Annotated in this window: 24 protein-coding genes; 20 read left to right on the top strand and 4 right to left on the bottom strand. The window is 69.6% G+C overall.

Annotated elements, in window-relative coordinates:
- Window positions 1-136 precede the first annotated feature (136 nt).
- From ACFOWZ_RS12115 to ACFOWZ_RS12060, 12 genes are all read left to right on the top strand, one after another.
- Window positions 137-1,309: a sensor histidine kinase gene (locus ACFOWZ_RS12115; protein ID WP_382371978.1), complete on the top strand. Its 1,173-nt coding sequence runs from the start codon at window positions 137-139 to the stop codon at window positions 1,307-1,309.
- Entirely contained in the window at window positions 1,306-1,986 is a 681-nt protein-coding gene (locus tag ACFOWZ_RS12110; RefSeq protein WP_030473114.1) for a response regulator transcription factor, read from the top strand. Before ACFOWZ_RS12115 ends, ACFOWZ_RS12110 begins: the two co-directional genes overlap by 4 nt.
- A 27-nt stretch (window positions 1,987-2,013) precedes the next feature.
- Complete coding sequence (locus tag ACFOWZ_RS12105; protein WP_382371977.1) at window positions 2,014-2,994, top strand: Ppx/GppA phosphatase family protein; 981 nt, start codon at window positions 2,014-2,016, stop codon at window positions 2,992-2,994.
- Window positions 2,994-4,307, top strand: coding sequence for a hypothetical protein (locus ACFOWZ_RS12100; protein ID WP_382371976.1), 1,314 nt, complete (start codon window positions 2,994-2,996; stop codon window positions 4,305-4,307). The genes ACFOWZ_RS12105 and ACFOWZ_RS12100 overlap by 1 nt, the downstream gene beginning before the upstream one ends.
- On the top strand, window positions 4,304-5,134 hold the full coding sequence (locus ACFOWZ_RS12095; protein ID WP_382371975.1) for a sugar phosphate isomerase/epimerase family protein: 831 nt from the start codon (window positions 4,304-4,306) through the stop codon (window positions 5,132-5,134). The genes ACFOWZ_RS12100 and ACFOWZ_RS12095 overlap by 4 nt, the downstream gene beginning before the upstream one ends.
- Before the next feature lie 27 nt (window positions 5,135-5,161).
- Window positions 5,162-6,058, top strand: a complete 897-nt coding sequence (locus tag ACFOWZ_RS12090) for a proline dehydrogenase family protein (protein WP_382371974.1) — start codon at window positions 5,162-5,164, stop codon at window positions 6,056-6,058.
- Window positions 6,055-6,837, top strand: coding sequence for a thioesterase family protein (locus ACFOWZ_RS12085; RefSeq protein ID WP_382371973.1), 783 nt, complete (start codon window positions 6,055-6,057; stop codon window positions 6,835-6,837). The genes ACFOWZ_RS12090 and ACFOWZ_RS12085 overlap by 4 nt, the downstream gene beginning before the upstream one ends.
- Before the next feature lie 10 nt (window positions 6,838-6,847).
- Entirely contained in the window at window positions 6,848-7,657 is an 810-nt protein-coding gene (proC, locus tag ACFOWZ_RS12080) for a pyrroline-5-carboxylate reductase (RefSeq protein WP_030473108.1), read from the top strand.
- 214 nt (window positions 7,658-7,871) lie between these two features.
- The gene (locus ACFOWZ_RS12075; protein WP_030477960.1) at window positions 7,872-8,084 is read left to right on the top strand and encodes a helix-turn-helix domain-containing protein; all 213 of its coding nucleotides are present in this window, start codon (window positions 7,872-7,874) and stop codon (window positions 8,082-8,084) included.
- A 130-nt stretch (window positions 8,085-8,214) separates the two neighbouring features.
- Window positions 8,215-8,316: a 30S ribosomal protein bS22 gene (locus ACFOWZ_RS12070; protein WP_015105422.1), complete on the top strand. Its 102-nt coding sequence runs from the start codon at window positions 8,215-8,217 to the stop codon at window positions 8,314-8,316.
- A gap of 275 nt (window positions 8,317-8,591) precedes the next feature.
- Window positions 8,592-9,629, top strand: a complete 1,038-nt coding sequence (locus ACFOWZ_RS12065) for an NAD-dependent epimerase/dehydratase family protein (RefSeq protein WP_030473106.1) — start codon at window positions 8,592-8,594, stop codon at window positions 9,627-9,629.
- A gap of 16 nt (window positions 9,630-9,645) precedes the next feature.
- The gene (locus ACFOWZ_RS12060) at window positions 9,646-10,605 is read left to right on the top strand and encodes a lysophospholipid acyltransferase family protein (RefSeq protein WP_382371972.1); all 960 of its coding nucleotides are present in this window, start codon (window positions 9,646-9,648) and stop codon (window positions 10,603-10,605) included.
- Here ACFOWZ_RS12060 and ACFOWZ_RS12055 read toward each other — a convergent pair.
- A complete protein-coding gene (locus tag ACFOWZ_RS12055; protein ID WP_382371971.1) occupies window positions 10,574-11,833 on the bottom strand; it encodes an isocitrate lyase/PEP mutase family protein in 1,260 nt (419 codons plus the stop codon). The genes ACFOWZ_RS12060 and ACFOWZ_RS12055 overlap by 32 nt on opposite strands.
- 57 nt (window positions 11,834-11,890) lie before the next feature.
- Between ACFOWZ_RS12055 and ACFOWZ_RS12050 the strand changes: the two genes are divergently transcribed.
- Window positions 11,891-12,556 carry an ArsR/SmtB family transcription factor gene (locus tag ACFOWZ_RS12050; RefSeq protein WP_382371970.1) on the top strand — a complete coding sequence of 222 codons (666 nt, stop codon included), beginning with the start codon at window positions 11,891-11,893 and terminating at the stop codon, window positions 12,554-12,556.
- 25 nt (window positions 12,557-12,581) lie between these two features.
- On the opposite strand, the gene ACFOWZ_RS12045 is transcribed toward ACFOWZ_RS12050, so the two are convergent.
- From ACFOWZ_RS12045 to ACFOWZ_RS12035, 3 genes are all read right to left on the bottom strand, one after another.
- Window positions 12,582-13,478, bottom strand: a complete 897-nt coding sequence (locus tag ACFOWZ_RS12045) for an HAD family hydrolase (RefSeq protein WP_382371969.1) — start codon at window positions 13,476-13,478, stop codon at window positions 12,582-12,584.
- Window positions 13,479-13,519: 41 nt separating this feature from the next.
- Window positions 13,520-14,287 (bottom strand): DUF5667 domain-containing protein, encoded by a 768-nt coding sequence (locus ACFOWZ_RS12040; protein ID WP_382371968.1) that lies wholly within the window; start codon window positions 14,285-14,287, stop codon window positions 13,520-13,522.
- Window positions 14,288-14,650: 363 nt separating this feature from the next.
- Window positions 14,651-15,226, bottom strand: a complete 576-nt coding sequence (locus ACFOWZ_RS12035) for a sigma-70 family RNA polymerase sigma factor (protein ID WP_382371967.1) — start codon at window positions 15,224-15,226, stop codon at window positions 14,651-14,653.
- Between the two features lie 210 nt (window positions 15,227-15,436).
- On the opposite strand from ACFOWZ_RS12035, the gene ACFOWZ_RS12030 reads away from it, so the two are divergent.
- The 7 genes from ACFOWZ_RS12030 to ACFOWZ_RS12000 all read left to right on the top strand — a co-directional run bounded on the left by ACFOWZ_RS12030 (window position 15,437) and on the right by ACFOWZ_RS12000 (window position 23,532).
- The gene (locus ACFOWZ_RS12030) at window positions 15,437-16,912 is read left to right on the top strand and encodes an AMP-binding protein (protein ID WP_382371966.1); all 1,476 of its coding nucleotides are present in this window, start codon (window positions 15,437-15,439) and stop codon (window positions 16,910-16,912) included.
- A gap of 5 nt (window positions 16,913-16,917) precedes the next feature.
- A complete protein-coding gene (locus ACFOWZ_RS12025; protein WP_030473874.1) occupies window positions 16,918-17,157 on the top strand; it encodes a glutaredoxin family protein in 240 nt (79 codons plus the stop codon).
- Window positions 17,158-17,301: 144 nt separating this feature from the next.
- A complete protein-coding gene (locus ACFOWZ_RS12020; protein ID WP_382371965.1) occupies window positions 17,302-18,771 on the top strand; it encodes a molybdopterin-dependent oxidoreductase in 1,470 nt (489 codons plus the stop codon).
- Window positions 18,772-18,939: 168 nt separating this feature from the next.
- Window positions 18,940-19,695 (top strand): redox-sensing transcriptional repressor Rex, encoded by a 756-nt coding sequence (locus ACFOWZ_RS12015; RefSeq protein ID WP_382371964.1) that lies wholly within the window; start codon window positions 18,940-18,942, stop codon window positions 19,693-19,695.
- A 37-nt stretch (window positions 19,696-19,732) separates the two neighbouring features.
- The gene (locus ACFOWZ_RS12010) at window positions 19,733-21,049 is read left to right on the top strand and encodes a glutamyl-tRNA reductase (RefSeq protein WP_382371963.1); all 1,317 of its coding nucleotides are present in this window, start codon (window positions 19,733-19,735) and stop codon (window positions 21,047-21,049) included.
- Window positions 21,046-21,981, top strand: a complete 936-nt coding sequence (gene hemC, locus ACFOWZ_RS12005; protein WP_382371962.1) for a hydroxymethylbilane synthase — start codon at window positions 21,046-21,048, stop codon at window positions 21,979-21,981. The genes ACFOWZ_RS12010 and hemC overlap by 4 nt, the downstream gene beginning before the upstream one ends.
- 18 nt (window positions 21,982-21,999) lie before the next feature.
- Window positions 22,000-23,532, top strand: coding sequence for a bifunctional uroporphyrinogen-III C-methyltransferase/uroporphyrinogen-III synthase (locus ACFOWZ_RS12000; protein WP_030473869.1), 1,533 nt, complete (start codon window positions 22,000-22,002; stop codon window positions 23,530-23,532).
- Window positions 23,533-23,593: the final 61 nt, after the last annotated feature.

Genomic DNA, 23,593 nt, shown 5'->3' with positions numbered 1-23,593 from the left:
CCAACCAACACCATCACGGTTGGGTGAACGGCGTCTGACCAGCGACGGAACAACCGTCCACTGAGGTGTCGCGGGTATCACGGTTCACGCTCCCGCACTAGGCCAAGACACCTCTGAGCTGCTTACCATTCGCTTCGTGACCACAACGGGTTACCTCGCTGTGTCGATCGGCCTCGCGCTCATCGGCGCGATCGCCGCTTTCTTCATCGGCCGGCTGACCGCTCCTCGCCACCCGAAGAAGCCCGCCGGTCTGACCGTCGGCGACCTGATCCAGCAGATCGTCCACGACTCCCACGACGGCATCGTGGTGCTGAACCACTTCGGCGACGTCGTGCTGCACAACCCGCGTGCTGAAGAGCTCGGCGTCGTGCGCAACAACCGCGTCGACGACCGGGCGCGCAAGGCCGCGGAGGCCGTCCGCAACAGCAACGAGGTCGTCTACGTCGACCTCTCGCCGCTCGACGCCCAGCGCGGCGGACGGCAGCCCGAGGCCGTGCACGCCGAGGTCCGGCAGCTCGTCGAGGACTTCATCGTGGTCGACGCCACGGACGAGTCGGAGTCGGTGCGGCTGGAGAAGACGCGGCGCGACTTCGTGGCCAACGTGAGCCACGAGCTGAAGACCCCCGTCGGTGCGCTGGCGCTGCTCGCGGAGGCCGTGCTGGACGCGAGCGACGACCAGGAGGAGGTCCGCCGGTTCAGCGCGAAGATCATGCAGGAGGCCACCCGCCTCGGCACGCTCGTCACCGAGCTGATCGCGCTGTCCCGCCTGCAGGGCGCGGAGAAGCTGCCGGAGCTGTCCGACACCGAGATCGACGTCGTGATCAACGAGGCGCTGTCGCGGTCCAAGCTCGCCGCCGAGTCGGTCAACATCTCGATCACCACCGACGAACCGAGCGGCTTCGTCGTGCCGGGTGACCGGTCGTTGCTGGTCACGGCGCTGACGAACCTGCTGGACAACGCGGTCGCCTACTCGCCGCCCGGAAGTCCGGTGAGCGTGAGCCGCAGGCTCGTGGACGGGCACGTCGAGATCGCCGTGACCGACCGCGGCATCGGTATCGCCGAGGACCAGCAGCAACGCGTCTTCGAGCGGTTCTACCGCGTCGACAAGGCCCGATCACGTGCGACCGGGGGCACCGGCCTCGGGCTCGCGATCGTCAAGCACGTCGCCGCCAACCACGGCGGTGAGGTGAAGCTGTGGAGCCTGCCAGGAACGGGGTCCACCTTCACGCTGCGGCTGCCGGCCGCGGCGACCGAGCCCAACCCGACTCTCGTGCCGACTGGCGCGGGTGACCCAGGAGGAGAGCTGTGACCAGGGTGCTCATCGTGGAGGACGAGGAGTCCTTCGCCGATCCGCTCGCCTTCCTGCTGCGCAAGGAGGGGTTCACCGCGGCGCTCGCGGCCACCGGCCAGGAGGCGCTGGAGGAGTTCGACCGCAACGGCGCCGACATCGTGCTGCTCGACCTCATGCTGCCCGGCATGAGCGGCACCGACGTCTGCAAGCAGCTGCGGCAGCGCTCGGCCGTGCCGGTGATCATGGTGACCGCGCGCGACAGCGAGATCGACAAGGTCGTGGGTCTCGAACTGGGTGCCGACGACTACGTCACCAAGCCGTACTCGGCGCGTGAGCTCATCGCCCGCATCCGCGCGGTGCTGCGCCGCGGCGGCGAGTCCGAGGACCTGCTGCCGCAGATCCTGGAGGCCGGCCCGGTGCGGATGGACGTGGAACGCCACGTCGTCACCGTCGGCGGCCAGGACGTCAGCCTGCCGCTCAAGGAGTTCGACCTCCTCGAGTACCTGCTGCGCAACGTCGGCCGCGTCCTGACCAGGGGCCAGCTGATCGACCGGGTGTGGGGCGCGGACTACGTGGGCGACACGAAAACGCTGGACGTGCACGTCAAGCGGCTGCGGTCGAAGATCGAACCGGACCCGTCGGCTCCCCGTCACCTGGTGACCGTCAGGGGTCTCGGTTACAAGTTCGAGTCCTGACGGACACGACCAGGTACCGTTTCCGGCGTGCGCCTGGGCGTTCTCGACGTGGGTTCCAACACCGTCCACCTTCTGGTGGTGGACGCGCATCGTGGTGCCCACCCCATCCCGATGACGTCCGAGAAGACGATGCTGCGTCTCGCCGAGCAGCTCGACGACAAGGGCATGCTCACGAAAGCAGGCGCTGACCAGCTGGTTCGTGCGGTGGCCGGCGCCAAGGCGTCGGCCAAGCGGTCCGGCTGCGACGACCTGATGGCGTTCGCGACCTCGGCGGTGCGCGAGGCGGGCAACTCCGCGGAGGTGCTCGACCGGGTGCGCGGCGAGACCGGGGTCGATCTCCAGGTCCTGTCCGGCGAGGACGAGGCCCGCTACACCTTCCTCGCGGTCCGCCGCTGGTACGGCTGGTCCGCGGGCAAGCTGCTGTGCCTCGACATCGGTGGTGGCTCGCTGGAGCTCGCGGTCGGCCGCGACGAGAACCCCGACATGGCCTTCTCGGTGCCGTTGGGTGCGGGAAGGCTCACCAGGACCCGCTTCAAGAAGGACCCACCCCGGCGCTCGGAGGTCCGCGAGACCACCGACTGGCTCGCCGAGCAGATGGCGCCCGTGGCGCGGAAGCTGAAACGAGCCGGTGAACCCGATCGGGTGGTTGCGACCTCAAAAACTTTCCGAACGCTGGCGCGGCTCACCGGGGCCGCGCCATCGTCTGCCGGGCCCAGGGCACGACGTGTGCTCACCGACGCCGGCCTGCGGCAGCTGATCGCGTTCATTTCCCGGATGTCGGCCGGCGACCTCGCCGAGCTGGAAGGCGTGAGCACTTCGCGCGCGCACCAGCTCCTCGCGGGCGCGCTGGTCGCGGAGGCAACAATGCGAGCCCTGTCACTCACGCAGCTGGAGATTTGCCCCTGGGCCCTGCGGGAGGGTGTCATCCTCCGGCGGCTGGACCACACTGATGGGACGGACCAGAGCGATACTGGACGGACTGGCCAGACCGGGGCACGGTGGAGTTGATGAGTCGAGAGAGCGGATCGGACCAGACGCAGCGCACTGTCGCTGAGCTGCTCGCCCAGTACGGGGGCAGCGCAGAGAGTGCGCCACGTCGGCGACGCCGCCGGGCGGCTGACGACGAGGACGACGTCCAGCAGCCGGAGACCGCGCCCCAGACGATCATCGAGCGGGTCCTGTCCGACAGCGGCCGGTTGATGGCGATCCGCGACGACGAGGCGCCCGCGCCCGGTCGTCGCGCGGCCCCAGAACCCCCGCCCGTCGCGCCGCCGCCGCCACCCGCCGCCGCCGAGCGCACGGCGTACCAGCCGAAGCCGCCGGTCGCCCCGCCCGTGCAGCCGCCGCAGGTCCGCAGACCCGCGCCCGCGCCGCCGCCCGCCGCTGCCGCCGAGCAGACCCGGCAGGTGCCGCCGGTACGCGACCAACCGTCGCGGTCCGACATGCCCCGCCCCGAGGCCGCCCGTCCGGAGGCGCCGTCCCGCTCGGACATGCCCCGGCCCGACGTGCCGCGTCCCGACCAGGTGAGCTCGCGGCTCGAGGCCCCCGCACCGGCCCCGTCGCGCACCAACATCACGCGCCCGCCGAAGCCGGGTCCGCCGCCGTCGGGGCCGATGCCGATCCCGCCGTCGGTGCAGATGCCCACGCCGGCCCCGAAGCCCGGCATGCCTCCGCGCGAGGCGATGACCGAGCAGCTCCCGCGCATCCCGGCCAAGGCGCCGGTGGACAAGATCGCCGCGCTCGAGACCGAGTCCGTGCTGATCGTGCCGCCCGCTCCGCCGAGGCTGCCGGAGCCGCTGCCGAACAACCAGCCCGACGCCTGGTTCGGCGACGACGACGCGGATGCGCACACCGACCTGTCGATGGCGCCGATGGAGTCCACCGCGGCCCACCCCGGCCCGTACGTGGACGACGACGACTCGCAGGAGTACGCCGTCTACCGCGCCGAGGACGACTACCTCACCGACAACGACGACGAGGGGGACGCGGACGAGGGTCCCGCGGGCCTCGACGACGCCGACGAGGTCGACGAGGAGCCCGAGAACGAGGCGCAGCGCTCGCCGGCCAAGGAGTGGCTGATCATGATCGGCCAGCTCGCCGTCGGCGTGCTCGGCGGCGCGGGGCTGTGGCTCGCGTTCAACTTCCTGTGGCGCACGCAGGCGGTGGCCGCACTCGTGGTCGCGCTGGCCGTTACCGTGGGTCTGGTGTTGCTGGTTCGAAAGATCCGCAGAGCGGACGACCTCCAAACCACCCTCCTGGCCATCCTCGTCGGCCTCATCGTCACCGTCTCACCAGCGGCGATGCTGCTGGTGAAGAATTGACCTCCCGCATCCCGGTCGGGCTTTCCACGGCGTCGGTCTACCCACAGCCCGCCGGAGCGGCGTTCGACATCGCGTCCGAACTGGGGTACGACGGCGTCGAGCTGATGGTGTGGGCCGACCCGGTGTCGCAGGACATCCGCGCGGTCGACCGCCTGTCGTCCCGGACGGGCATGCCGGTGCTGGCCGTGCACGCGCCCTGCCTGCTGATCTCGCAGCGGGTGTGGTCGCCGGACCCGGCCGAACGCCTGCGCAAGTCCGTCCAGGCCGCTCAGGACCTGGGCGCGCCGACCGTGGTGCTGCACCCGCCGTTCCGGTGGCAGCGCAAGTACGCGGACTCCTTCGCCGAGCTGGTCTCGTCGCTGGAGGACGAGAGCGGCATCGCGATCGCCGTGGAGAACATGTTCCCGGTGCGCCGTCCGCTGGGGCGTGGCCGTTCGGTGCAGATGACCGCGTTCAAGCCGTCCATCGACCCGACCGACGTGGGGCACCGCAACTACACGCTCGACCTCTCGCACTCGGCCGCCGCGCACGTGGACGCGTTGGAACTGGCCAAGCGGATGGGCGAGGGGCTGCGGCACATCCACCTCGCCGACGGCTCCGGCGCGCCGAAGGACGAGCACATGGTGCCGGGGCGCGGAACTCAGCCGTGTGCGGAGCTGTGCGAGATGCTGGCGCGCAACGGGTTCGACGGGCAGGTCGTGCTGGAGGTCAACACGCGACGGGCGTCCTCGCCCGCGGCGCGGCGGGAGATGCTCGCCGAGGCGTTGCTCTTCGCGCGGTTGCACCTGGACTGGCAGGTCGGCCGTCGCGAGTCCCGCCACCGGTGAGTTGAGCGGCGAGTTAGGGTTCGTGGTGTGAACCCGCTGCGAGCGTTGATCATGGCTGCGTCTCGCAACGAGACCGTGCGCCACCTCGTCGCCAACGCGCCGATCAGCCGTGACGTCGTGAAGCGTTTCGTCGCGGGCGAGAGCACCTCCGACGCGGTCGAGGTCGTGCGCGGGCTCGGCCTGCCGGTGACGCTCGACTACCTCGGCGAGGACACCGCGGACAAGGCGCAGGCCGAGAAGACCGTGCAGGCGTACCTCGAGCTGCTCGACGCGCTGCACGCCGCCGGACTGGCCGAGAACGCAGAGGTGAGCGTCAAGTTGTCGGCCGTCGGGCAGTCGCTCGACGAGTCGCTCGCTCTGACGAATGCGTCCCGGATCTGCGCCGCCGCCGAGCAGTGCGGCACGACGGTCACGCTCGACATGGAGGACCACACCACCACGGACTCGACGCTGCGGATCCTGCTCGAGCTGCGCCGCAGCTGGCCGTGGGTGGGTGCGGTGCTGCAGAGCTACCTGCACCGCACGCTCGACGACTGCAAGGCCCTGGCCGGGCCCGGATCACGGGTGAGGCTCGTCAAGGGCGCCTACGCGGAACCTCCGGAGGTGGCGATCCAGGACCCGCACGAGGTCGACCTGAACTACGTGCGGTGCCTGAACGTTCTCCTGGCAGGAGAGGGCTACCCGATGTTCGCGACGCACGACCCGCGGCTGATCGAGATCATCGGCGAACGAGCCCGGTGGTTTGACAAAACAGACTTCGAGTACCAGATGCTGTACGGGATCCGGCCCGAGGAGCAGAGGCGTCTCGGCACGCGCGTTTATGTCCCCTACGGTGAGCAGTGGTACGGATATCTCATGCGGCGACTTGCAGAACGGCCTGCCAACGTGACTTTCTTCCTGCGGTCGCTGGCCAGCCGCTCATGACCTTCACGAAGTCCAGCGCGGTCCGGTCGCTCGGTGACGGAACGTTCACGGCGTCCCTGCCCGCCGAGTGGACCGTCGGTCCCAAACCCCACGGCGGGTTCCTCCTGGCGGTGATGACGCGTGCGGCGGCCCAGGTCGCCGACGGCGATCCGCTGGCCGTCTCCGCCCAGTTCCTGCGGGCGCCGGAGGTCGGGCCCGTGCTGGTCAGGACCGACATCCGCAAGGCGGGCCGGACGGCGACCGTCGTCGCGGTGACCCTGGAGCAGCGCGGGCAGGTGTGCGTCGAGGCGTCGGTGACGACGGGGCGGATCCCCGAGCACCGCGCCGACTACGCCAACCTGCCGTCGATCCCCGCCGCGCCACCGCCGGGTTCGGTGGAGCTCGCGACGTTCCCGACCGGCGGCATCTACAAGGTCGGCAGCCTGTGCGACCTGCGGGTGGACCGCGAGTCGGCGACGTTCCTCGACCGGCGCACGGACGGGCCGTTGACGCTGAAGCTGTGGGCGCGGCCGATCGACGAGCAGCCGGACCCGTACTTCGCGCTGCTGGCGGGCGACCTGTCGATGCCGGTGACGTTCAACCTCGGCCGCTTCGGGTGGTCGCCGACGGTGCAGCTGACGGCGCTGCTGAGGGCCCGGCCGGCGCCGGGCTGGCTGCGCATCCACGTCACCTGCCAGTCGGTGCACGGGCAGTGGTTCGACGAGGACGCCACGGTGATCGACGCGGCGGGGCGGCTGGTGTGTCAGGCACGGCAGTTGGCTCTCACGCCTGCTGTGTGAGACTTGACCGATGACGAAGATCGCGGTGCTCGGCGCGGGCAAGATCGGTGAAGCGCTGCTGTCCGGGCTTCTGCAGGGCGGCCGTTCCGCCGCCGATCTGATGTTCACCGAGAAGCACGAGGCCCGCGCGGCCTCGCTCACGTCGCAGTACGGCATCGAGGGCACCACGGTCGCCGGTGCGGCGGCCAAGGCGGACGTGCTCGTCGTGGCGGTCAAGCCGCAGGACATCGAGCCGTTGCTGGCCGAGCTCGGTCCGGTGCTGCGCGCGGGCACGTTGATCGTGTCGCTGTGCGCGGGCCTGCCGACGGCCCTGTACGAGCGCAGGCTGCCCGCGGGCACGCCGGTGGTACGGGTCATGCCGAACACGCCGATGCTCGTCGGTGAGGCCATGAGCGCCGTTTCCGGCGGTTCCAACGCCACGCCCGAGCACCTCAAGGTCGTCGAGGAGCTCCTGTCGACCGTGGGCAAGGTCGCGGTCGTGCCGGAGTCGCAGCAGGACGCGGTGACGGCGCTGTCCGGTTCCGGCCCCGCCTACTTCTTCTTCCTGGTCGAGGCGATGATCGACGCGGGCATCCTGCTCGGCATCCCGCGCGACCTGGCGTCGACGTTGATCATCCAGTCGGCGGTGGGCGCGGCGACGATGCTGGCAGAGGGCTCGTCGCACCCCGTCATCCTGCGCGAGGCGGTCACGTCGCCGGCCGGGACGACGATCATGGCGATCCGGGAGCTGGAGAAGCACGGCGTCCGTGCGGCCCTGCTGGCCGCCATCGAGTCGGCACGCGACCGTTCCGTCGAACTGGGCCGCCAGCACGAGGACTGAAGTGCACGCGGGGAGCTTTCGTTCGCTCTGACCGCACGCGGGGCCCCCGCGTGCCGCTGAAGGTAACGCGGGGCCCCCGCGTGACTTTCAAGCAACACTGGTTGGACGTCGCAGGAGTCACACCAGTCCCGCTACTCTCAAGAGAGCACGTGCGTGTCGAACCGTCGGTGGGGAAGACCGACGGCACGACACGTGTCGAAGGATGCGGTGATACATGCCTGCGAAGGAGAACGAACGAACAGGTCTCGCTCAGGTGCAGTTCCTGACCGTGGCCGAAGTGGCCTCGATGATGCGGGTCTCGAAGATGACCGTGTACCGGCTGGTGCACTCCGGTGAGCTGCCCGCGGTGCGGGTCGGCAAGTCGTTCCGGGTGCCCGAGAAGGCCGTGCACGCCTACCTCGAGAACGCGTACTTCGACGCCGGCTGAAGGCTGCTGAAGGCTGGCGAACCCCGCCGGGTAGACTGGTAGGCCGATCGTGCTTACCGGCGCGCCGTGCTTGACACGGCCAAGGCTGGGGCGCGCCAGTCAAAGCAACGTCTAGAGCTAAGGAACCCGCATGGGCTCGGTCATCAAGAAGCGCCGCAAGCGCATGTCGAAGAAGAAGCACCGCAAGCTGCTGCGCAAGACCAGGGTCCAGCGCAGGAAGCGCGGCAAGTAAGCCCGCGAGCGCTCTACCGCCGCCGGTCCCTCTCGCAGGGGTCGGCGGCGGTTGCGTTTGCGGGTCACCCGAGTGGCGGCACCCGGTCCTTGCACCGACATGGAATATCACCCTGTGAGATGGCTCCGTTGAAACACGGGAACGGTCGCCGCCGATCGGGTGATTAGGCCGTAAAGCCTGCGTGACCTGCGTCAAGACGGCGTTCCGGCCCCCTCCGGTTTCAGATTTCGTCTGTAGCATCGACCAATCGCAACGCCCTTCGTGCTTGGAGTCGCATGACGCCCAAGGTCGTCCTCGTCACCGGAGTCAGCCGCTTCCTCGGCGGCCACCTCGCCGCGCGCTTCGCCGCGAACCCGGACATCGAGCGCGTGCTCGGTGTGGACACCGAGCCGCCGCCACGCGATCTCCTGCGCAGGATGGGCAGGGCGGAGTTCGTCCGCGCGGACATCCGCAACCCGCTGATCAGCAAGGTCATCTCCACCGCGAACGTGGACACGGTCGTCCACGCCTCGGTCACCGCCAGCCCGGCCGGGCCCACCGGCCGCACGGTGATGAAGGAGATGAACGTCATCGGCACCATGCAGCTGCTGGCCGCGTGCCAGAAGTCGCCCAAGGTGCAGAAGCTCGTGGTGAAGTCCACCAGCGCCGTCTACGGGTCGAGCAGCCGTGACCCGGCGGTGTTCACCGAGGACATGGGCCCGAAGGACCTGCCGTCGTCCGGCTACGCCAAGGACGCGGTCGAGGTCGAGGGGTACGTGCGCGGGTTCGGCCGCCGCAGGCCGGACGTGAACGTCACCACGCTGCGCTTCACGAACTTCATCGGTCCGCGCATCGACACCGTGCTGACCCGCTACTTCGCCCTTCCGGTCGTGCCCACCGTCCTGGGCTACGACGCTCGTGTGCAGCTGCTGCACTCCGAGGACGCCCTCGCTGTCCTCGAACGCGCGACGCTGCACGACCTGCCCGGTGTGTTCAACGTGGGAGGCGACGGCGTGCTGCTGCTGTCGCAGGCGATTCGAAGGGCGGGCAGGCTGAACCTGCCGGTGCCCAGTGCCGCCGTGCCCACCGTCGGCGGCTTCTTCCGGAGCGCCCGGCTCGTCGACTTCTCGCCAGACCAGATGAGGTTCCTCAACTGGGGGCGCGTGGTCGACACCACCCTGCTGAAGAAGGACTTCGGGTTCACGCCGCGGTGGACCACTCAGCAGGCGTTCGACGACTACGTGAGTGGCCGGGGTCTGAAGCCGCTCATCGACCCGGAGACGGTTGAGGCCGCGGAACGGGGAATCCTCGACGCGGCCGCTCGTTTCCGCTGATCTTTGCCTTGAGGAGATGAACGCAGTGGCAGGAGCACGCGTTATCCCGCTGCACGACCCGGAACGCGATGCCGCGCGCAGATCGCGCCACGTCGAGGTGGTTCCAGAGCCCGCGCAGCAGCAGTCCGAGACACCGGACTGGGAACGCAGGCTGACAGACCTGCTGTCGTTCGCGCGCAGGCGGATCGCGGGCGACTACCAGATCGACGAGTTCGGGTTCGACCGCGACCTCACCGAGAACGTGCTGATGCCGCCGCTGAAGCCGTTGTACGAGAAGTGGTTCCGGGTCGAGACGATCGGGATGTCGAACATCCCGATGGCCGGCGGCGCGCTGATCGTGGCGAACCACTCCGGCACGTTGCCGCTCGACGCCCTGATGACCTCGTACGGCATCGCGTCCGAGCACCCGGCCCAGCGCCACATGCGCATGCTCGGCGCGGACCTCGTCTTCCGGACGCCGCTGCTGGGTGCTCTGGCCCGCAAGTCCGGCCAGACTCTGGCGTGCAACCCGGACGCCGAGCGGCTGCTGTCGTCCGGTGAGCTCGTCGGCGTGTGGCCGGAGGGGTTCAAGGGCATCGGCAAGCCGTTCAAGGACCGCTACAAGCTGCAGCGCTTCGGCCGCGGCGGTTTCGTGGCGGCAGCGCTGAAGACCGGCACGCCGATCATCCCGTGCTCGATCGTCGGGGCCGAGGAGATCTACCCGATGATCGGCGACATCAAGGCGCTGGCGCGGTTGTTCGGCTTCCCGTACTTCCCGGTGACGCCGTTCTTCCCGCTGCTCGGGCCGCTGGGCGCGATCCCGCTGCCCTCGAAGTGGTACATCGAGTTCGGCGAGCCGATCCGCACGGACGTGTTCGGCGACAACGCCGCCGACGACCCGATGCTCGTGTTCAACCTCACCGACCAGGTGCGGGAGACGATCCAGCAGTCGCTGTACCGATTGCTCACCCAGCGGCGGAACGTGTTCCTGGGCTGACGAGGGCCTGCACGTCCTCGTAGCTGAACGCTTGTGGGATTCCACCGTCGCGCACTGCTTCGGCGGTCGCGACGGTGTGGTGCAGGGCTGCCCTGAAGAGCAGCGAGCCGGTGCTGATGCGTTTGACGCCCAGGTTTCCGAGTTCCTTCGGGGTGCGGTTTTGGGCCAGCACGTTGAGCGGGGCCAGGTTCGCGAGCTTCTCGATGTCGCTCGGGTTGGTGAGGCCGGGGACGAAGACGCCGTCGGCGCCCGCGTCCACGTAGGCCTTGGCGCGTGCCTCGGTTTCCTCGATGGCGACGCCTTGCCAGTGGGTGTCGATGCGGGCGTTGAGGAAGACGCCGGGCGCGCGTTCCTTGACCTTGGCGATGAGTTCTGCCTGCTCGCGCACTTCAGCCAGGCCGTGGGGGCGGCCGTCCTCCAGGTTCACGCCTGCGGCGTCGAGGCCGGCTACCAGGTCGGCCGGGTCCACGCCGAAACCCGACTCCAGGTCGACGGTGACGGGGCAGGGCAGGTCCTTCAGGAGGGTGGCCAGCGCGATCGCCTGCTCGCCGGCCAGGCCCATGCCGTCGGGGATGCCGTGTGCTGCTGCGACTCCCAGGCTCGTGGTGCCGATCGCTTTGAAACCGGCTGTGTGGAGGGCTGCGGCTGAGGTGTAGTCCCAGGCGTTGGGGAGGATCAGCGGGGTGTCCTGGTGGTGCATGGCTTTGAACGCCATGTTCTTGGCGATCTTCGTGGCCAGGGTGCGGCCTGGGCAGGCGTGGGGGCCGTGGCCGAACGGGTGGTGGTCGAGGCTGACCTCGATCACGCCGGTTTCGGTGGCCCTGCGGGTGATCGGAACGGCCGGCCCGGGATTCCCGGTGCGTAGGTGCTCTGCCAGTGCGTGAGTGGCCGCCCAGGCCTGCACGAGGAGGCCGATCCGGGCTGCGGTTTCCTCGTCGTGGCTCACTGCCAGGCGTTCTACGGCTGCGTCTGCCTCTGCGGTGACCGGCTCGTGTGGCTGGTAGCTGGGGGCGATCTTGGCGATGTCGTCGAGTGCGCCTGGGAGATTCAGGGCGGTCGCCAGGTCTTCGAGGGTGGTGACGTTCGGGATGAGTTCCGTCGTCAGCGCCCGTCGGCGGGCGTGGTCGGGGCCGTTGGTGAAGCGGACGACGTTGGAGCGCAGCCAAGCGACGCCGTGGTCGGCTGTCGGCACGGAGGGGACGGGAAGGCTCAGGAGCTCTTCGGTCATGGTGGTGACGCTAGGGGGCGGACGGTTCGGTGTGGGCCGAAGTGTTCCGGCAGCAGAATGGCTGGCATGCACGTACTGGCCGCACTACTCGCCGACCGCACGCGGGCCGCGTTCTGCGAGGCACTGCTGGATGGCAGGGCTTGGACGGCTACGGAGTTGGCTCGCCACGCTCGTGTGGCGCCTTCTACTGCTAGCGAGCACCTCACGCGGCTGATTGAGGGTGGGCTGCTGGTGGAGCATCGGCAGGGGCGGCATCGGTACGTCGCTCTCGCCGGGCCGCACGTTGCGGAGTTGTTGGAGACGATGACCGCGTTCGCTGGACCTGGGGCCTCTCCTCGTGGATTGCGTGCCAGCTCGGCTTCGGAGGCCATGGCTCGGGGACGTACTTGTTATGACCACTTGGCCGGGAAGCTCGGGATCGTTTTGAAGTCTGGTCTTCAGGATCTTGGGGTCGTGACTGCTGACCTTGCTGTCACCGAGCCTGGGATGGTTTGGCTGAAGGAGCTTGGATTCGAGCCGTCCAAGCGTCAGATCAGTCGGGCTTGTTTGGATTGGACTGAGCGGGTGCCGCACCTGGCCGGAGCTGCTGGGGCGCATCTTTGCTCGGTGTTCATTGAGCGTGGATGGGTTCGGCGGATCGGGTCTTCTCGGGCTGTTGTACTGACGGGTGCTGGTGAAGCTGGGTGGCGTGAGATCGGGTTGTTGGACGCGCCGGTTTTGTAGGTCGTCCCCCATCTGCTCGCCTTCGCTACTTCACCCTGCGTCGGTATGCCAGCGTGGCCGCTACCGCCCCTGCCAAGGCACCCGCACCCAGGACGGACGGCACTCCGATCTTCGCCGCTTTGCGGCCCGTCCTGAAGTCACGGATTTCCCAGCCCTTGCGTCGCGAGATTTCTCGCAGTTGTGAGTCTGGGTTCACCGCTACTGCTGTGCCCACCACCGAGAGCATGGGGACGTCGTTCGACGAGTCCGAGTAGGCCGTGCAGCGGCGCAGGTCCAGGCCCTCCTTGGCCGCCAGCGAGCGGACGGCTTGGGCCTTGGCCTTGCCGTGTAGGAGGTCGCCTACCAGGCGGCCCGTGTAGACGCCGTTCTCTGACTCGGAGACTGTGCCCAGGGCGCCGGTCAGGCCCAGGCGCCTGGCGATGATTTGGGCCAGCTCGACTGGGGTGGCGGTTACCAGCCAGACTCGTTGGCCTGCGTCCAGGTGCATTTGGGCCAGGGCTTGGGTGCCCTTCCAGATGCGGTCGGCCATGAGCTCGTCGTAGATCTCCTCGCCGAGGGAGACCAGTTCGGCGACGCTGCGGCCCGCTACGAAGGAGAGGGCCTGTTCGCGGGAGGCCTTGACGGATTCCGGGTCTTCTCGGCCGCCTACTCGGAACTTGAGTTGCTGCCAGACGAAGCCGGCGAGGTCGCTGGACGAGAAGTACTTGCGGGCTGCCAGGCCTCGCGCGAAGTGGAAGATCGAGGCGCCCATCATCATCGTGTTGTCCACGTCGAAGAAGGCTGCGGCGGTCAGGTCTGGGGGGACCGACAGCGACGCTTCGAGCTCTGGCGCCATTGCGGCAGCCTGGATCGCCGCCTCTGCCGATGCCTCGCCGGCTAGTTCGGCCAGCCGGTCGCTCTCCACGTCACGCTTGCCTGCCATGTCACAAGCCTAGCGATCAGGTCCGTGAGGACGGGGTCGACTCAGCCGAAGCTGATTCCTGGGAGGAGCGGGAGGCTGATGCTCGGGAGCGGTAGGGGGAGGGGGATGGTGATTTCCGGCTTGCCCGACGGTTGTGGGGCTTGGGTGCCCGAGGTCGGGAGCTTCGGGGCCGACGGGTTGGGGAGCAGGGACGGGCCTGGCTCGGTCGACGGGGTTGGGGCGCCTGACTGGGCCGGTTGGCCGGGCTGCGTGGGCTGGGGTGGGGTGGGGGTGCGGTTCGAGGAGGAGTTCGGGTCCGTGGTGGCTGCCGCGCACTCGTCCTTCGCCGGGAGGGGACCCAGGGTGTCGCTGTTGCCGCTGGTCACCGTGGTGCAGTTGGTGCGGGCTGACAGGTCGTGGGCTCGTTGGGCGATGCTCGCCAGTAGCCACATCGTCGTGTCGGCGTGGGCGCCTGCGTCTTCTGGCAGGCGGGGGCGCAGGGTGCCCAGCTTCATGTACTGGGCCAGGGCCCAGTCGCGGAGGGCTGGGAGGGCCGTTTTGTCGGACGTCGTGGCGTAGGCGGTCAACTGGCGGGAGCCTTCGGCTGCGTCCTTGTCCAGGTCGTTCAGGGCCGTCAGCTGGGCCGCTGACGTCGAGTCGCGGTCTGCCAGGGTTTCCATCTCCGTGACCCTGGAGGCGGCGAACTCGAGGTGCTTGAGGGCTCGGGACTCGTCGTCGAAGGTCAGGCCCAGCGAGGCGTTCTCGGTGGTGCGCTTGATGCCGTAGAGCGGGTCTCCCGGGAGCGCGTCACGGCTGAGCAGCACACTCATGCCTCCTAGCGACATCAGCAGGCAGAGAACCGCGGCTGCCGCGACTGCCAACCGTGCGCGCGCTCCCACGCGTCTTACCGACGAGAGCGCCAGGGGCTTCTCGGGTGGAGGTGCGGTGAGGATGCGCTGTTTCATGCGCTCGCGGGTCGCGGCGTCGGGGCCCACGTCCATGCGCCGGAGGAGCTCGACTATCGCCAGGTCCTCTGCGAAGTCGTCGCCGCCCACCGGTTGAGGGCCGCCTTCAACGGCACGGGCGAATCGCTCGTGCTCCGTCTGCCGCCACCGCGGTGTTCTTCCCTTGCCGTCCATCTCAGCCCGAGTAACGAAGTTGATCTGCTTTGGGTTACGCGTCTGCGATCGCGATCACCGCAACCACGACGGGAGGATCTGTGCGAGCCGCCTCACGGCTCGGTGTTGCAGGGCCTTCACGGCGCCCTCGTTGCGGTCCATCAGCTCCGCCACCTCGGACACCGACTTGCCTTCGATGAACCTCAGCCGGATGCACTCCTGCTGGTCGTCACCCAACTGGGAAACGCACCGGAGCAGCTCCGCGTTGGTCGCCTCGGTCATGACCTCCTGCTCAGGGCCGCTCGTCTCCTCGCGGTTGTCCTGGAGCTCGGCCGTCGTGACCTCGAGCCGGTACCGGCTGGACTTCACGTGGTCGAACACGATGTTGCGGGCGATCGTCACGAACCACGCACCCACGTCCCGGCCCTGGTAGCTGACCGAGCCGATGCTCCGCAGCGCGCGCAGGAACGTCTCGCTCGTCACGTCCTCCGCGAACGCGCGATCGCCACCCACGCGGAAGAGGACATAACGGAACACCATGTCGACGTACTGGTCGTAGAGCACGCCGAACGCGTCGGTGTCACCCTCCTGGGCGGCCTTGACGAGCTGCCACGGCTCGTCGCCTGGGTTGTCGTGCTGACCTCCCGTCATGCTCCGGGTGGTCCTGATCGTGGTCGGTCGTGCCCTTGCAGTCATCGGCTGGCGGCACCTCCACAGAGTCGCCGTGGCGGCAGCATACGTGTGGTTACTCCGTAGTAGGTAGTGGACGGGTCGCGATGTGGAGACGTACCAACCGCGGCTTCATGACGCTCGTCACGCGTGGAAGACTGCTCGAAGCGTCCAGTTGTTCATGAGGAGGCCATGTTGACTTCCGCTCGCAATGTCTCAGATCTGGTCCGTGCTTCGGCACAGCGGGGACCCAGCCACGTCGCTCTCGTCGACGTGGCGAGCGGAAAGAGCCTCACGTGGGAAACCATCGACGGCGCGATCGATGCTTTCGCCCGCCGTTTGGCGGATTCCGGTCTCGAACCTGGCGACCGAGTGGCGGTACGGCTGCCCACCGGTCCCGAGTTCGTGGTCGCTGTGTTCGGAATTCTCCGCGCGGGCGGTGTGGTGGTGCCCACCGGCCCCGGCAACCCGCCGCGTGAGCTCCAGCGCATCCTCGCCGACTCCGGCGCCGGCCTGCTGATCGGTGACGGTGAGGGCTCCGACGCCCAGGTCCTGGACGTTCCGGACGTCACGGCCACCGCGGAGCCGTTCGAGGCCGTCCGCGGCGGTGAGGACCTCGCGGTGCTCGGCTACACCTCCGGCACGTCCGGGGTGCCGCGCGGCGCGATGCTGTCCCACCGCGCGTTGCTCGCGAACGTCTCCCAGTGCGCCTCGCTGCGGCCCGCACCGGTGACGGCGGGTGACCGGGTGCTGCTCGCGCTGCCGTTGTTCCACGTCTACGGCCTCGGTCCCGGCCTGCTGCAGGTCGCGGGCGCGGGTGCCACGGCGATCCTGCTGGAGCGCTTCGAGGCCGCGAACGCGCTGGACGTCATCGAGGAGCACCGAGTCACCACGATGGTCGGCGTGCCGCCCATGTACCGGGCGCTGCTGTCGAACCCGGTCGAGGTGCTGCGCGAGAAGCTCGCCACCGTCCGCCTGTTCACCTCCGGCGCCGCGCCGCTGCCGGCCGGGGTCATCGCGGAGATGCGGGGCGCGATCGGCATCCCGATCTACGAGGGCTACGGCCTCACCGAGACCGGCCCGGTGCTGACGTCCACGCTGGTCGGCGGCGTGCCGAAGCCCGGCTCGGTCGGGCAGGCGCTGCCGGGCGTCGAGATCCGCCTGGTCGACACGGACGGCTCGGTGCTCGACATCGACGAGGACGAGCCCGGCACCGGCCTGGTCTCCGCGAAGGGCGACAACCTCTTCAGCGGCTACTGGCCAGACGGCGCGCACGGCCCGGACTCCTCCGGCTGGTTCCGCACGGGTGACGTCGGCTTCATCGACGCCGACGGCGACCTGCACCTGGTGGACCGCGCGGGTGACCTGATCATCGTGAACGGGTTCAACGTCTACCCGCACGAGGTCGAGCAGGTCCTCTGCGAGATGCCCGAGGTGCTGGAGGCCGCGGCCGTCGGCGTGCCGGACGAGAAAACCGGCGAGTCGGTGAAGGTCGTCCTCGTGCTGCGCGACGGACAGCAGCTGACCTCGGACCAGGTCGTGGCCCACTGCGCCGCGCGGCTCGCCAAGTTCAAGGTGCCGACGTCGGTGGAGTTCGCCCCGGCCCTGCCGCACTCGCCGACCGGCAAGCTGGCGCGCGCCGTGCTGCGCAAGCCGCTGGGAGCATGAGGGGCATGAGCCACCACGTCACGTTGATGAGCCGGGTCTCGTGCCACGCCTGCGAGGAGGCGGCCGTGGAGATCGAGCGGATCTGCGCGGACCTCGGCGCCACCTGGTCCGTCGAGGACGTCGACAGCGACCCGGAGCTGCGGGCCGAGTACGGCGACCGGGTGCCGGTGTTCCTCGTCGACGGGGCCGAGCACGGGTACTGGAAGGTGGAGGAGGACCGCCTGCGGGCGGCGCTCTCCGCGTAGCTGCCGAGTGCACGCGGGGAGCTTTCGTTCACCATGTGCGCACGAAAGCGCCCCGCGTGCCGTGAGGCTTGGACGGCGGCTGGGTGATTACCGGGCCCTTACGGCCCGAGCGAACCAGGGCCCTGCGGGTGTCGAATGAGAGGCATGAAGCCCGTCAAGGCCGCGCTCACCGGACTGCTCGCGATCGTCGCCGCGCTCGCGGCGGGGCACCTGGTGGCGGCCTTCGTCGGGCTGAGCGCCTCGCCGTACCTCGCGGTGGGCAACGCCGCGATCGACCTCACGCCGTCGTGGCTGAAGGACTTCGCGGTCACCGCGTTCGGCACGTACGACAAGGCCGTGCTGCTCACCGGCATGGCCCTCGTCCTCGCGGGCATCGGGGTCGCGGCCGGTCTGGCCAGCAGGAACAGCGCCACGCCGGGGTCGGTGGTGGCGGTGGTGCTGGGGCTCGTGGGCATCGCCGCGGTCCTGACCAGGCCCGACGTCGGCCAGCTCGCCCTCCTCGCACCCATCGCCAGCATCGCCGCCGGCCTCTGGGTCTTCCGCCGCCTGCACCGGCAGACCGAGGAGGACGGTTCCCGGCGCGACTTCCTGGTCACGGCCGGGCTCGCGGTCGCGGCGGGCGTCGCGGGGCAGCTGCTGGGGAACCGGACCGACGTCGAGGGTTCGCGCCGGGCCATCGGCGACCTCACGCCGAAGACGAAGGCGCCCGAGATCCCGGTCGGCGCCGACTTCGTCAAGGACGGGACGCCGAGCTTCATCACCAGCGGCGACGACTTCTACCGGATCGACACGGCGCTGAGCGTGCCGCGCATCCGGGCAGAGGAGTGGGCGCTGCGGGTGCACGGCATGGTCGAGCGGCCGATGGTGCTCACGTTCGAGGAGATCCGCAGCCGGGACCTCGTCGAGGAGACCATCACGCTGACCTGCGTCTCCAACGAGGTCGGCGGGCCGTACATCTCGAACGCCAACTTCGTCGGCATCAGGATCGGCGACGTGCTGCGGGAGGCCGGCGTGAAGGCGGGCGCCGACCAGCTGTTCAGCACCAGCGACGACGGGTTCACGGCCGGCAGCCCGCTCGACCACGTCCTCGAACGCGGGCTGATCGCCATCGGCATGAACGGTCAGCCGCTGCCCGCCGAGCACGGGTTCCCCGCACGGCTCGTGGTGCCCGGTCTGTACGGCTACGTCTCCGCGACCAAGTGGGTCACCGACCTCAACGTCACCACGTTCGCGAAGGAGCAGGGCTACTGGATCCCGCGGGGCTGGGCCGCGCGGGCGCCGATCAAGACCATGTCGCGGATCGACCGGCCCAGGCGCATGGGCAAGGTCCAGGGCAGGACCGTCGTGGCCGGAACCGCGTGGGCGCAGCCCAAGGGCGTGGCCAAGGTCGAGGTCAGAGCCGACGGAGGGCCGTGGCAGGAGGCTCAGCTCGGGGCCGACGTCAGCGACAGCACGTGGCGGATGTGGCGGATCGAGATGGACCTCAGGCCGGGCAGTCACACGGTCGAGTGCCGGGCCACCGACAAGACCGGGTACACGCAGGACCAGGCGCGCCTGGACCCGGTTCCCGACGGTGCGACGGGCTGGCACTCGGTCACCTTCACCGTCGAGTAGACCCTCACCCCGTAGTGATCATGAACCGACGAAGCGCTGGTCACGCCCTGTGACCAGCGCCGTGACCCGATTCGGCCGACTTTGTGCATGCGTTCACAAGCGGTACGGTGTGGGTATCACCAACGCCGCGGGGTCTCTGCGGTGAAGCACACCCGGAGGTCGGAGAGCGTGGCATCACAGCGGGGCGAAGGTGAGACGACCGCCACCCCTCTGGAGCCTGCCGACAGGGAGCGCGCCCGTGCGATCCCCGAGGCGGCGGTGGCCAGGCTCGCCGTGTACCTCCGCGTGCTGTCCGGCATGGCCGACCAGGGCGTGACGGCGGTCTCGAGCGAGGAGCTCAGCCAGGCCGCGGGCGTCAACGCGGCGAAGCTCCGCAAGGACCTGAGCTACATCGGCTCGTACGGCACGAGGGGCGTCGGGTACGACGTCGAGGTCCTCGTGAGCCACATCGAGCGCATCCTCGGCCTCACCCGCAACCACTCCGTGGCCGTCGTCGGCATCGGTAACCTTGGTCACGCTCTGGCCAACTACGGCGGCTTCCCAGGCCGCGGGTTCCCGGTCACCGCCCTCTTCGACGTGGACGCCGATCTCATCGGAGTGCCTGTTGGGGGCATACCTGTCAACCACATCGACGAGATCACCGCGGTCTGCCTCGAACGCGAGGTGTCGATCGGCGTCATCGCGACGCCGCCGCCAGCGGCTCAGTCGGTTTGCGACCGTTTGGTATCTGCGGGCGTCCAGTGCATTCTGAACTTCGCACCGGTTGTCCTTCAGGTTCCAGACAACGTCGAGGTGCGCAAGGTTGACTTGGCGGTCGAGATGCAGATCCTGTCGTTCCACGTCGCTCGACGTGCGGACGAGGCTGCCAGCGTCTCGGTCGGCAACAACGGACTCGGTGTGGACGGGATGGTGATTCGCCCGTGAGCGTGAGCCAGACGGCTCCGGCAGACGTGGTGAGTGCATGAGCGTGCTCGTAGTCGGTCTGTCGCACCGCACTGCCCCAGTCCCGGTCCTGGAACGTGTCACCGTGGCCGAGCCGAACCTGCCCAAGGTCCTCGGCCAGCTGCTCGCCGCTCCCAGCGTCTCCGAGGCGATGGTTCTGTCGACCTGCAACAGGGTCGAGGTCTACGCCGTCGTCGAGTCGTTCCACGGCGGCATGTCCGAGGTCGTCGAGGTCCTCGCGCAGCACGCCCAGGTCGACCCGCAGTCGCTCTACGAGCACTTTTACGTGCATTACGCCGCCGCTGCCGTGGAGCACCTGTTCTCCGTCGCGGCGGGCCTCGACTCGATGGTCGTCGGCGAGTCCCAGATCCTCGGCCAGCTGCGCGGTGCGTACGCGGCGGCGGACGAGGCGGGCACCGTCGGCAGGACCGTCCACGAGCTCACCCAGAACGCGCTGCGCGTCGGCAAGCGCGTGCACGCCGAGACCGGCATCGACCACGCGGGCGCGTCGGTCGTGTCCGAGGCTCTCGGTGACGCCGAGGCCCAGCTCGGCACGCTCGTCGGCAAGCGCGCGCTGCTCGTCGGCGCCGGCGCCATGGGCGGTCTGGCCGCCGCGCACCTGCGCAGGGCGGGCGTCGGCGAGGTCGTCATCGCGAACCGGACGCAGGCCAACGGTGTGCGTCTCGCCACGTCGCTGAAGGCCGAGGGCGTCCCCGCGACGGCCGTCGACCTGACCGCGCTGGGTGCCGAAATCGATCTCGCGGACATCGTCTTCGCGTGCACCGGGTCGGTCGACACGGTCGTGCGCGCGGACATGATCAGCAAGCGTTCGCGGCCGCTGGTGATGTGCGACCTGGGCCTGCCCAAGGACGTCGACCCGGCCGCCGCGGAACTGCCGAACGTTCGTGTGGTGGACCTGGAAACGCTGCAGCGGCGTCTCTCGGACGCGCCCGCCGGCCAGGACGCGCGGCTCGCCGCGCAGCTGGTCGCCGACGAGGTGAAGGCGTACCTCGCAGGCCAGCGCTCCGCCGAGGTCACGCCGACCGTCACGGCCCTGCGCAAGCGCGCGGCCGAGGTGGTCGACGCCGAGCTCCTCCGTCTTGATTCGCGACTTCCCGAACTGGACGCCGCGACACGCGGTGAATTGGCCAAGACGGTGCGCCGCGTTGTAGACAAGCTCCTGCACACGCCGACCGTCCGGGTGAAGGAGCTCGCCTCCGCACCTGGTGGTACCGGCTACGCGGAGGCTCTCCGCGAACTGTTCGGGCTCGACCCCCAGACGCCTGGGGCTGTCAGTCAGACCAAGCAAGCTTCTGTGGATGGTGAAACGCGGTGACCCGCACCCTACGGATCGGTACCCGTGGCAGCGCGCTGGCGCTCGCCCAGACGGGGACCGTGGCCGAGGCGCTCAAGGCGGCCGGAGCTCAGGTCGAGATCGTCGTCATCAAGACGCCGGGTGACCTGTCCGACGCCCCGATCGCGCAGATCGGCATCGGCGTCTTCACGTCCGCGCTGCGCGACGCGCTCGCGAACGGTGAGATCGACGTCGCCGTCCACTCCTACAAGGACCTCCCGACGGCGCCGGACTCTCGTCTGGTGCTCGCGGCGGTGCCCCAGCGCGAGGACCCGCGCGACGCGCTCGTGGCGCGCGACGGCCTCACGCTCGGCGAGCTGCTGCCGGGGTCCACTGTGGGCACCGGATCTCCGCGCCGCGCGGCCCAGCTGGAGGCCTTGGGTCTCGGGCTGAACATCGTTCCGTTGCGCGGCAACGTGGACACGCGCATCGGCAAGGTCCGCAGTGGAGAGCTCGACGCCGTCGTGCTGGCCCGTGCCGGCATCGCGCGCCTCGGTCGCGCCGGCGAGATCACCGAGACGCTGGAGCCCATCCAGATGCTTCCCGCGCCCGCACAGGGCGCGTTGGCAGTCGAGTGCCGGGTCGACGACGTCGACGCCGAGCACCTGATCCAGTCCACTCTGGACGATTCGGCCAGCCGGGCCGCTGTGACCGCGGAGCGCGCCATGCTGGCCGCGCTCGAGGCGGGCTGCAGCGCGCCGGTCGGCGCGCTGGCCGATGTGGTGGAAGATCTCGACGACGAGGGCAAGGTCGTGTACCGGCTTTCCCTGCGCGGGGTCGCTGCGACGCCGGAGAACGATCTCCTCCGGGCGTCCGCCACCGGTGACTTGACCGAAGCTGAGGGACTCGGCCGGGCGCTGGCCGCCGAGTTGCTCGACCTCGGGGCCGCGGTTCTCAGCGGCCCAGAGGCGTAATCGATGGGGAGTGCCCTGATGACCCGCGCACGCAAGACCCCCGGACGCATCGCCTTCGTGGGCTCCGGCCCCGGCGACACCGGGCTGCTCACGGTCCGGGCCCACGACTTGCTCACCAGGGCTGAACTCGTGGTGACCGACCCGGACGTCCCGTCGGACGTCCTCGCGACCGTGGCCGAGGGAGTCGAGGTCCGCCCCGCTGTCGGTGAGTCCGCCGACGTGGCCAAGGACCTGGTGAACGAGGCGAAGAACGGTGCGACCGTCGTCCGTCTCGTCGCCGGTGACCCGCTGACGCTCGACTCGGTCGTGAAGGAAGCGCAGGCCGTCGCGAAGTCGACGATCCCGTTCGACGTCGTTCCCGGCGTGCCTTCGGGCACCGCGGTCCCCGCCTACGCGGGTGTCGCGCTCGGTGGCGTGCACACCGAGGTCGACGTGCGCGCCGTGACGGACTGGGCGGGCCTCGCGGCCTCGCCCGGCACGCTCGTGCTGCACGCGACCGGTTCGCACCTGGCAGAGGCCGCGTCGAACCTGGTCGAGAACGGCCTCGCGCCGCAGACCCCGGTCGCCGTGACCGCCGAGGGCACCGGCTTCCAGCAGCGCACGATCGACACGACGCTGGCCTCCGTGGCCGCCGACGCCGGTGAGCTGAACGGCCCGCTGGTCGTCACGGTCGGTGCCGCGGCCGCCGCGCGCTCGAAGCTCTCCTGGTGGGAGTCGCGGGCGCTGTACGGCTGGCGCGTGCTGGTCCCGCGGACCAAGGAGCAGGCCGGCGCGATGAGCGAGCGTCTGCACTCGCACGGCGCGATCGCCGTCGAGGTGCCGACGATCTCGGTCGAGCCGCCGCGCAGCCCCGCGCAGATGGAGCGTTCGGTCAAGGGTCTGGTCGACGGCCGCTACCAGTGGGTCGTCTTCACCTCGACCAACGCCGTCCGCGCGGTGTGGGAGAAGTTCCGCGAGTTCGGTCTGGACGCCCGTGCGTTCTCCGGCGTGAAGATCGCCTGCGTCGGCGAGGCCACGGCAGCGAAGGTGCGCTCGTTCGGCATCATCCCCGAGCTCGTGCCGTCCGGTGAGCAGTCGTCCGAGGGTCTCCTCAACGACTTCCCGCCCTACGACGACATCCTGGACCCGGTCGACCGCGTGCTGCTGCCGCGGGCCGACATCGCCACCGAGACGCTGGCCGCCGGCCTGCGCGAGCGTGGCTGGGAGATCGACGACGTGACGGCGTACCGCACCGTGCGTGCGGCCCCGCCGCCCGCCGACACCCGCGAGATGATCAAGTCCGGTGGCTTCGACGCGGTGTGCTTCACCTCGTCGTCGACCGTGCGGAACCTGGTCGGCATCGCGGGCAAGCCGCACGCCCGCACGCTCGTCGCGTGCATCGGCCCGCAGACCGCCGAGACGGCGCGGGAGTTCGGCCTCCGGGTCGACGTGCAGCCGGAGGAGGCGAACGTGCCCGCGCTGGTCGACGCGCTGGCCGCCCACGCCGCCCGGTTGCGCGCCGAGGGAGCGCTGCCTCCTCCGCGCAAGACCAAGCGTCTGCGCCGCAGCTAGAATCAAACTGAAGCCGTCGGGGCCACTCAAGAAATTTTTGGGTGGCCCCTTCGACTCTCTC

It is taken from the genome of Lentzea rhizosphaerae (genome assembly GCF_042649515.1).
Classification (GTDB): Bacteria; Actinomycetota; Actinomycetes; order Mycobacteriales; family Pseudonocardiaceae; genus Lentzea; species Lentzea aerocolonigenes.
This window is presented reverse-complemented; position numbering and strand designations above follow the sequence as displayed.

What these genes read in the sequence shown, in the direction of transcription:
- ACFOWZ_RS12055 (WP_382371971.1), bottom strand. Translation starts at nt 11,833, where the DNA reads ATGACCGAAGAGCTCCTGAGCCTTCCCGTCCCCTCCGTGCCGACAGCC.
- proC (WP_030473108.1), top strand. Translation starts at nt 6,848, where the DNA reads ATGACGAAGATCGCGGTGCTCGGCGCGGGCAAGATCGGTGAAGCGCTG.
- ACFOWZ_RS12060 (WP_382371972.1), top strand. Translation starts at nt 9,646, where the DNA reads ATGAACGCAGTGGCAGGAGCACGCGTTATCCCGCTGCACGACCCGGAA.
- ACFOWZ_RS12025 (WP_030473874.1), top strand. Translation starts at nt 16,918, where the DNA reads ATGAGCCACCACGTCACGTTGATGAGCCGGGTCTCGTGCCACGCCTGC.
- ACFOWZ_RS12065 (WP_030473106.1), top strand. Translation starts at nt 8,592, where the DNA reads ATGACGCCCAAGGTCGTCCTCGTCACCGGAGTCAGCCGCTTCCTCGGC.
- ACFOWZ_RS12100 (WP_382371976.1), top strand. Translation starts at nt 2,994, where the DNA reads ATGAGTCGAGAGAGCGGATCGGACCAGACGCAGCGCACTGTCGCTGAG.
- ACFOWZ_RS12040 (WP_382371968.1), bottom strand. Translation starts at nt 14,287, where the DNA reads ATGAGTGTGCTGCTCAGCCGTGACGCGCTCCCGGGAGACCCGCTCTAC.
- ACFOWZ_RS12050 (WP_382371970.1), top strand. Translation starts at nt 11,891, where the DNA reads ATGGCTGGCATGCACGTACTGGCCGCACTACTCGCCGACCGCACGCGG.
- ACFOWZ_RS12030 (WP_382371966.1), top strand. Translation starts at nt 15,437, where the DNA reads ATGTTGACTTCCGCTCGCAATGTCTCAGATCTGGTCCGTGCTTCGGCA.
- ACFOWZ_RS12000 (WP_030473869.1), top strand. Translation starts at nt 22,000, where the DNA reads ATGACCCGCGCACGCAAGACCCCCGGACGCATCGCCTTCGTGGGCTCC.
- ACFOWZ_RS12070 (WP_015105422.1), top strand. Translation starts at nt 8,215, where the DNA reads ATGGGCTCGGTCATCAAGAAGCGCCGCAAGCGCATGTCGAAGAAGAAG.
- ACFOWZ_RS12035 (WP_382371967.1), bottom strand. Translation starts at nt 15,226, where the DNA reads ATGACGGGAGGTCAGCACGACAACCCAGGCGACGAGCCGTGGCAGCTC.
- ACFOWZ_RS12010 (WP_382371963.1), top strand. Translation starts at nt 19,733, where the DNA reads ATGAGCGTGCTCGTAGTCGGTCTGTCGCACCGCACTGCCCCAGTCCCG.
- ACFOWZ_RS12020 (WP_382371965.1), top strand. Translation starts at nt 17,302, where the DNA reads ATGAAGCCCGTCAAGGCCGCGCTCACCGGACTGCTCGCGATCGTCGCC.
- ACFOWZ_RS12085 (WP_382371973.1), top strand. Translation starts at nt 6,055, where the DNA reads ATGACCTTCACGAAGTCCAGCGCGGTCCGGTCGCTCGGTGACGGAACG.
- ACFOWZ_RS12075 (WP_030477960.1), top strand. Translation starts at nt 7,872, where the DNA reads ATGCCTGCGAAGGAGAACGAACGAACAGGTCTCGCTCAGGTGCAGTTC.
- ACFOWZ_RS12045 (WP_382371969.1), bottom strand. Translation starts at nt 13,478, where the DNA reads ATGGCAGGCAAGCGTGACGTGGAGAGCGACCGGCTGGCCGAACTAGCC.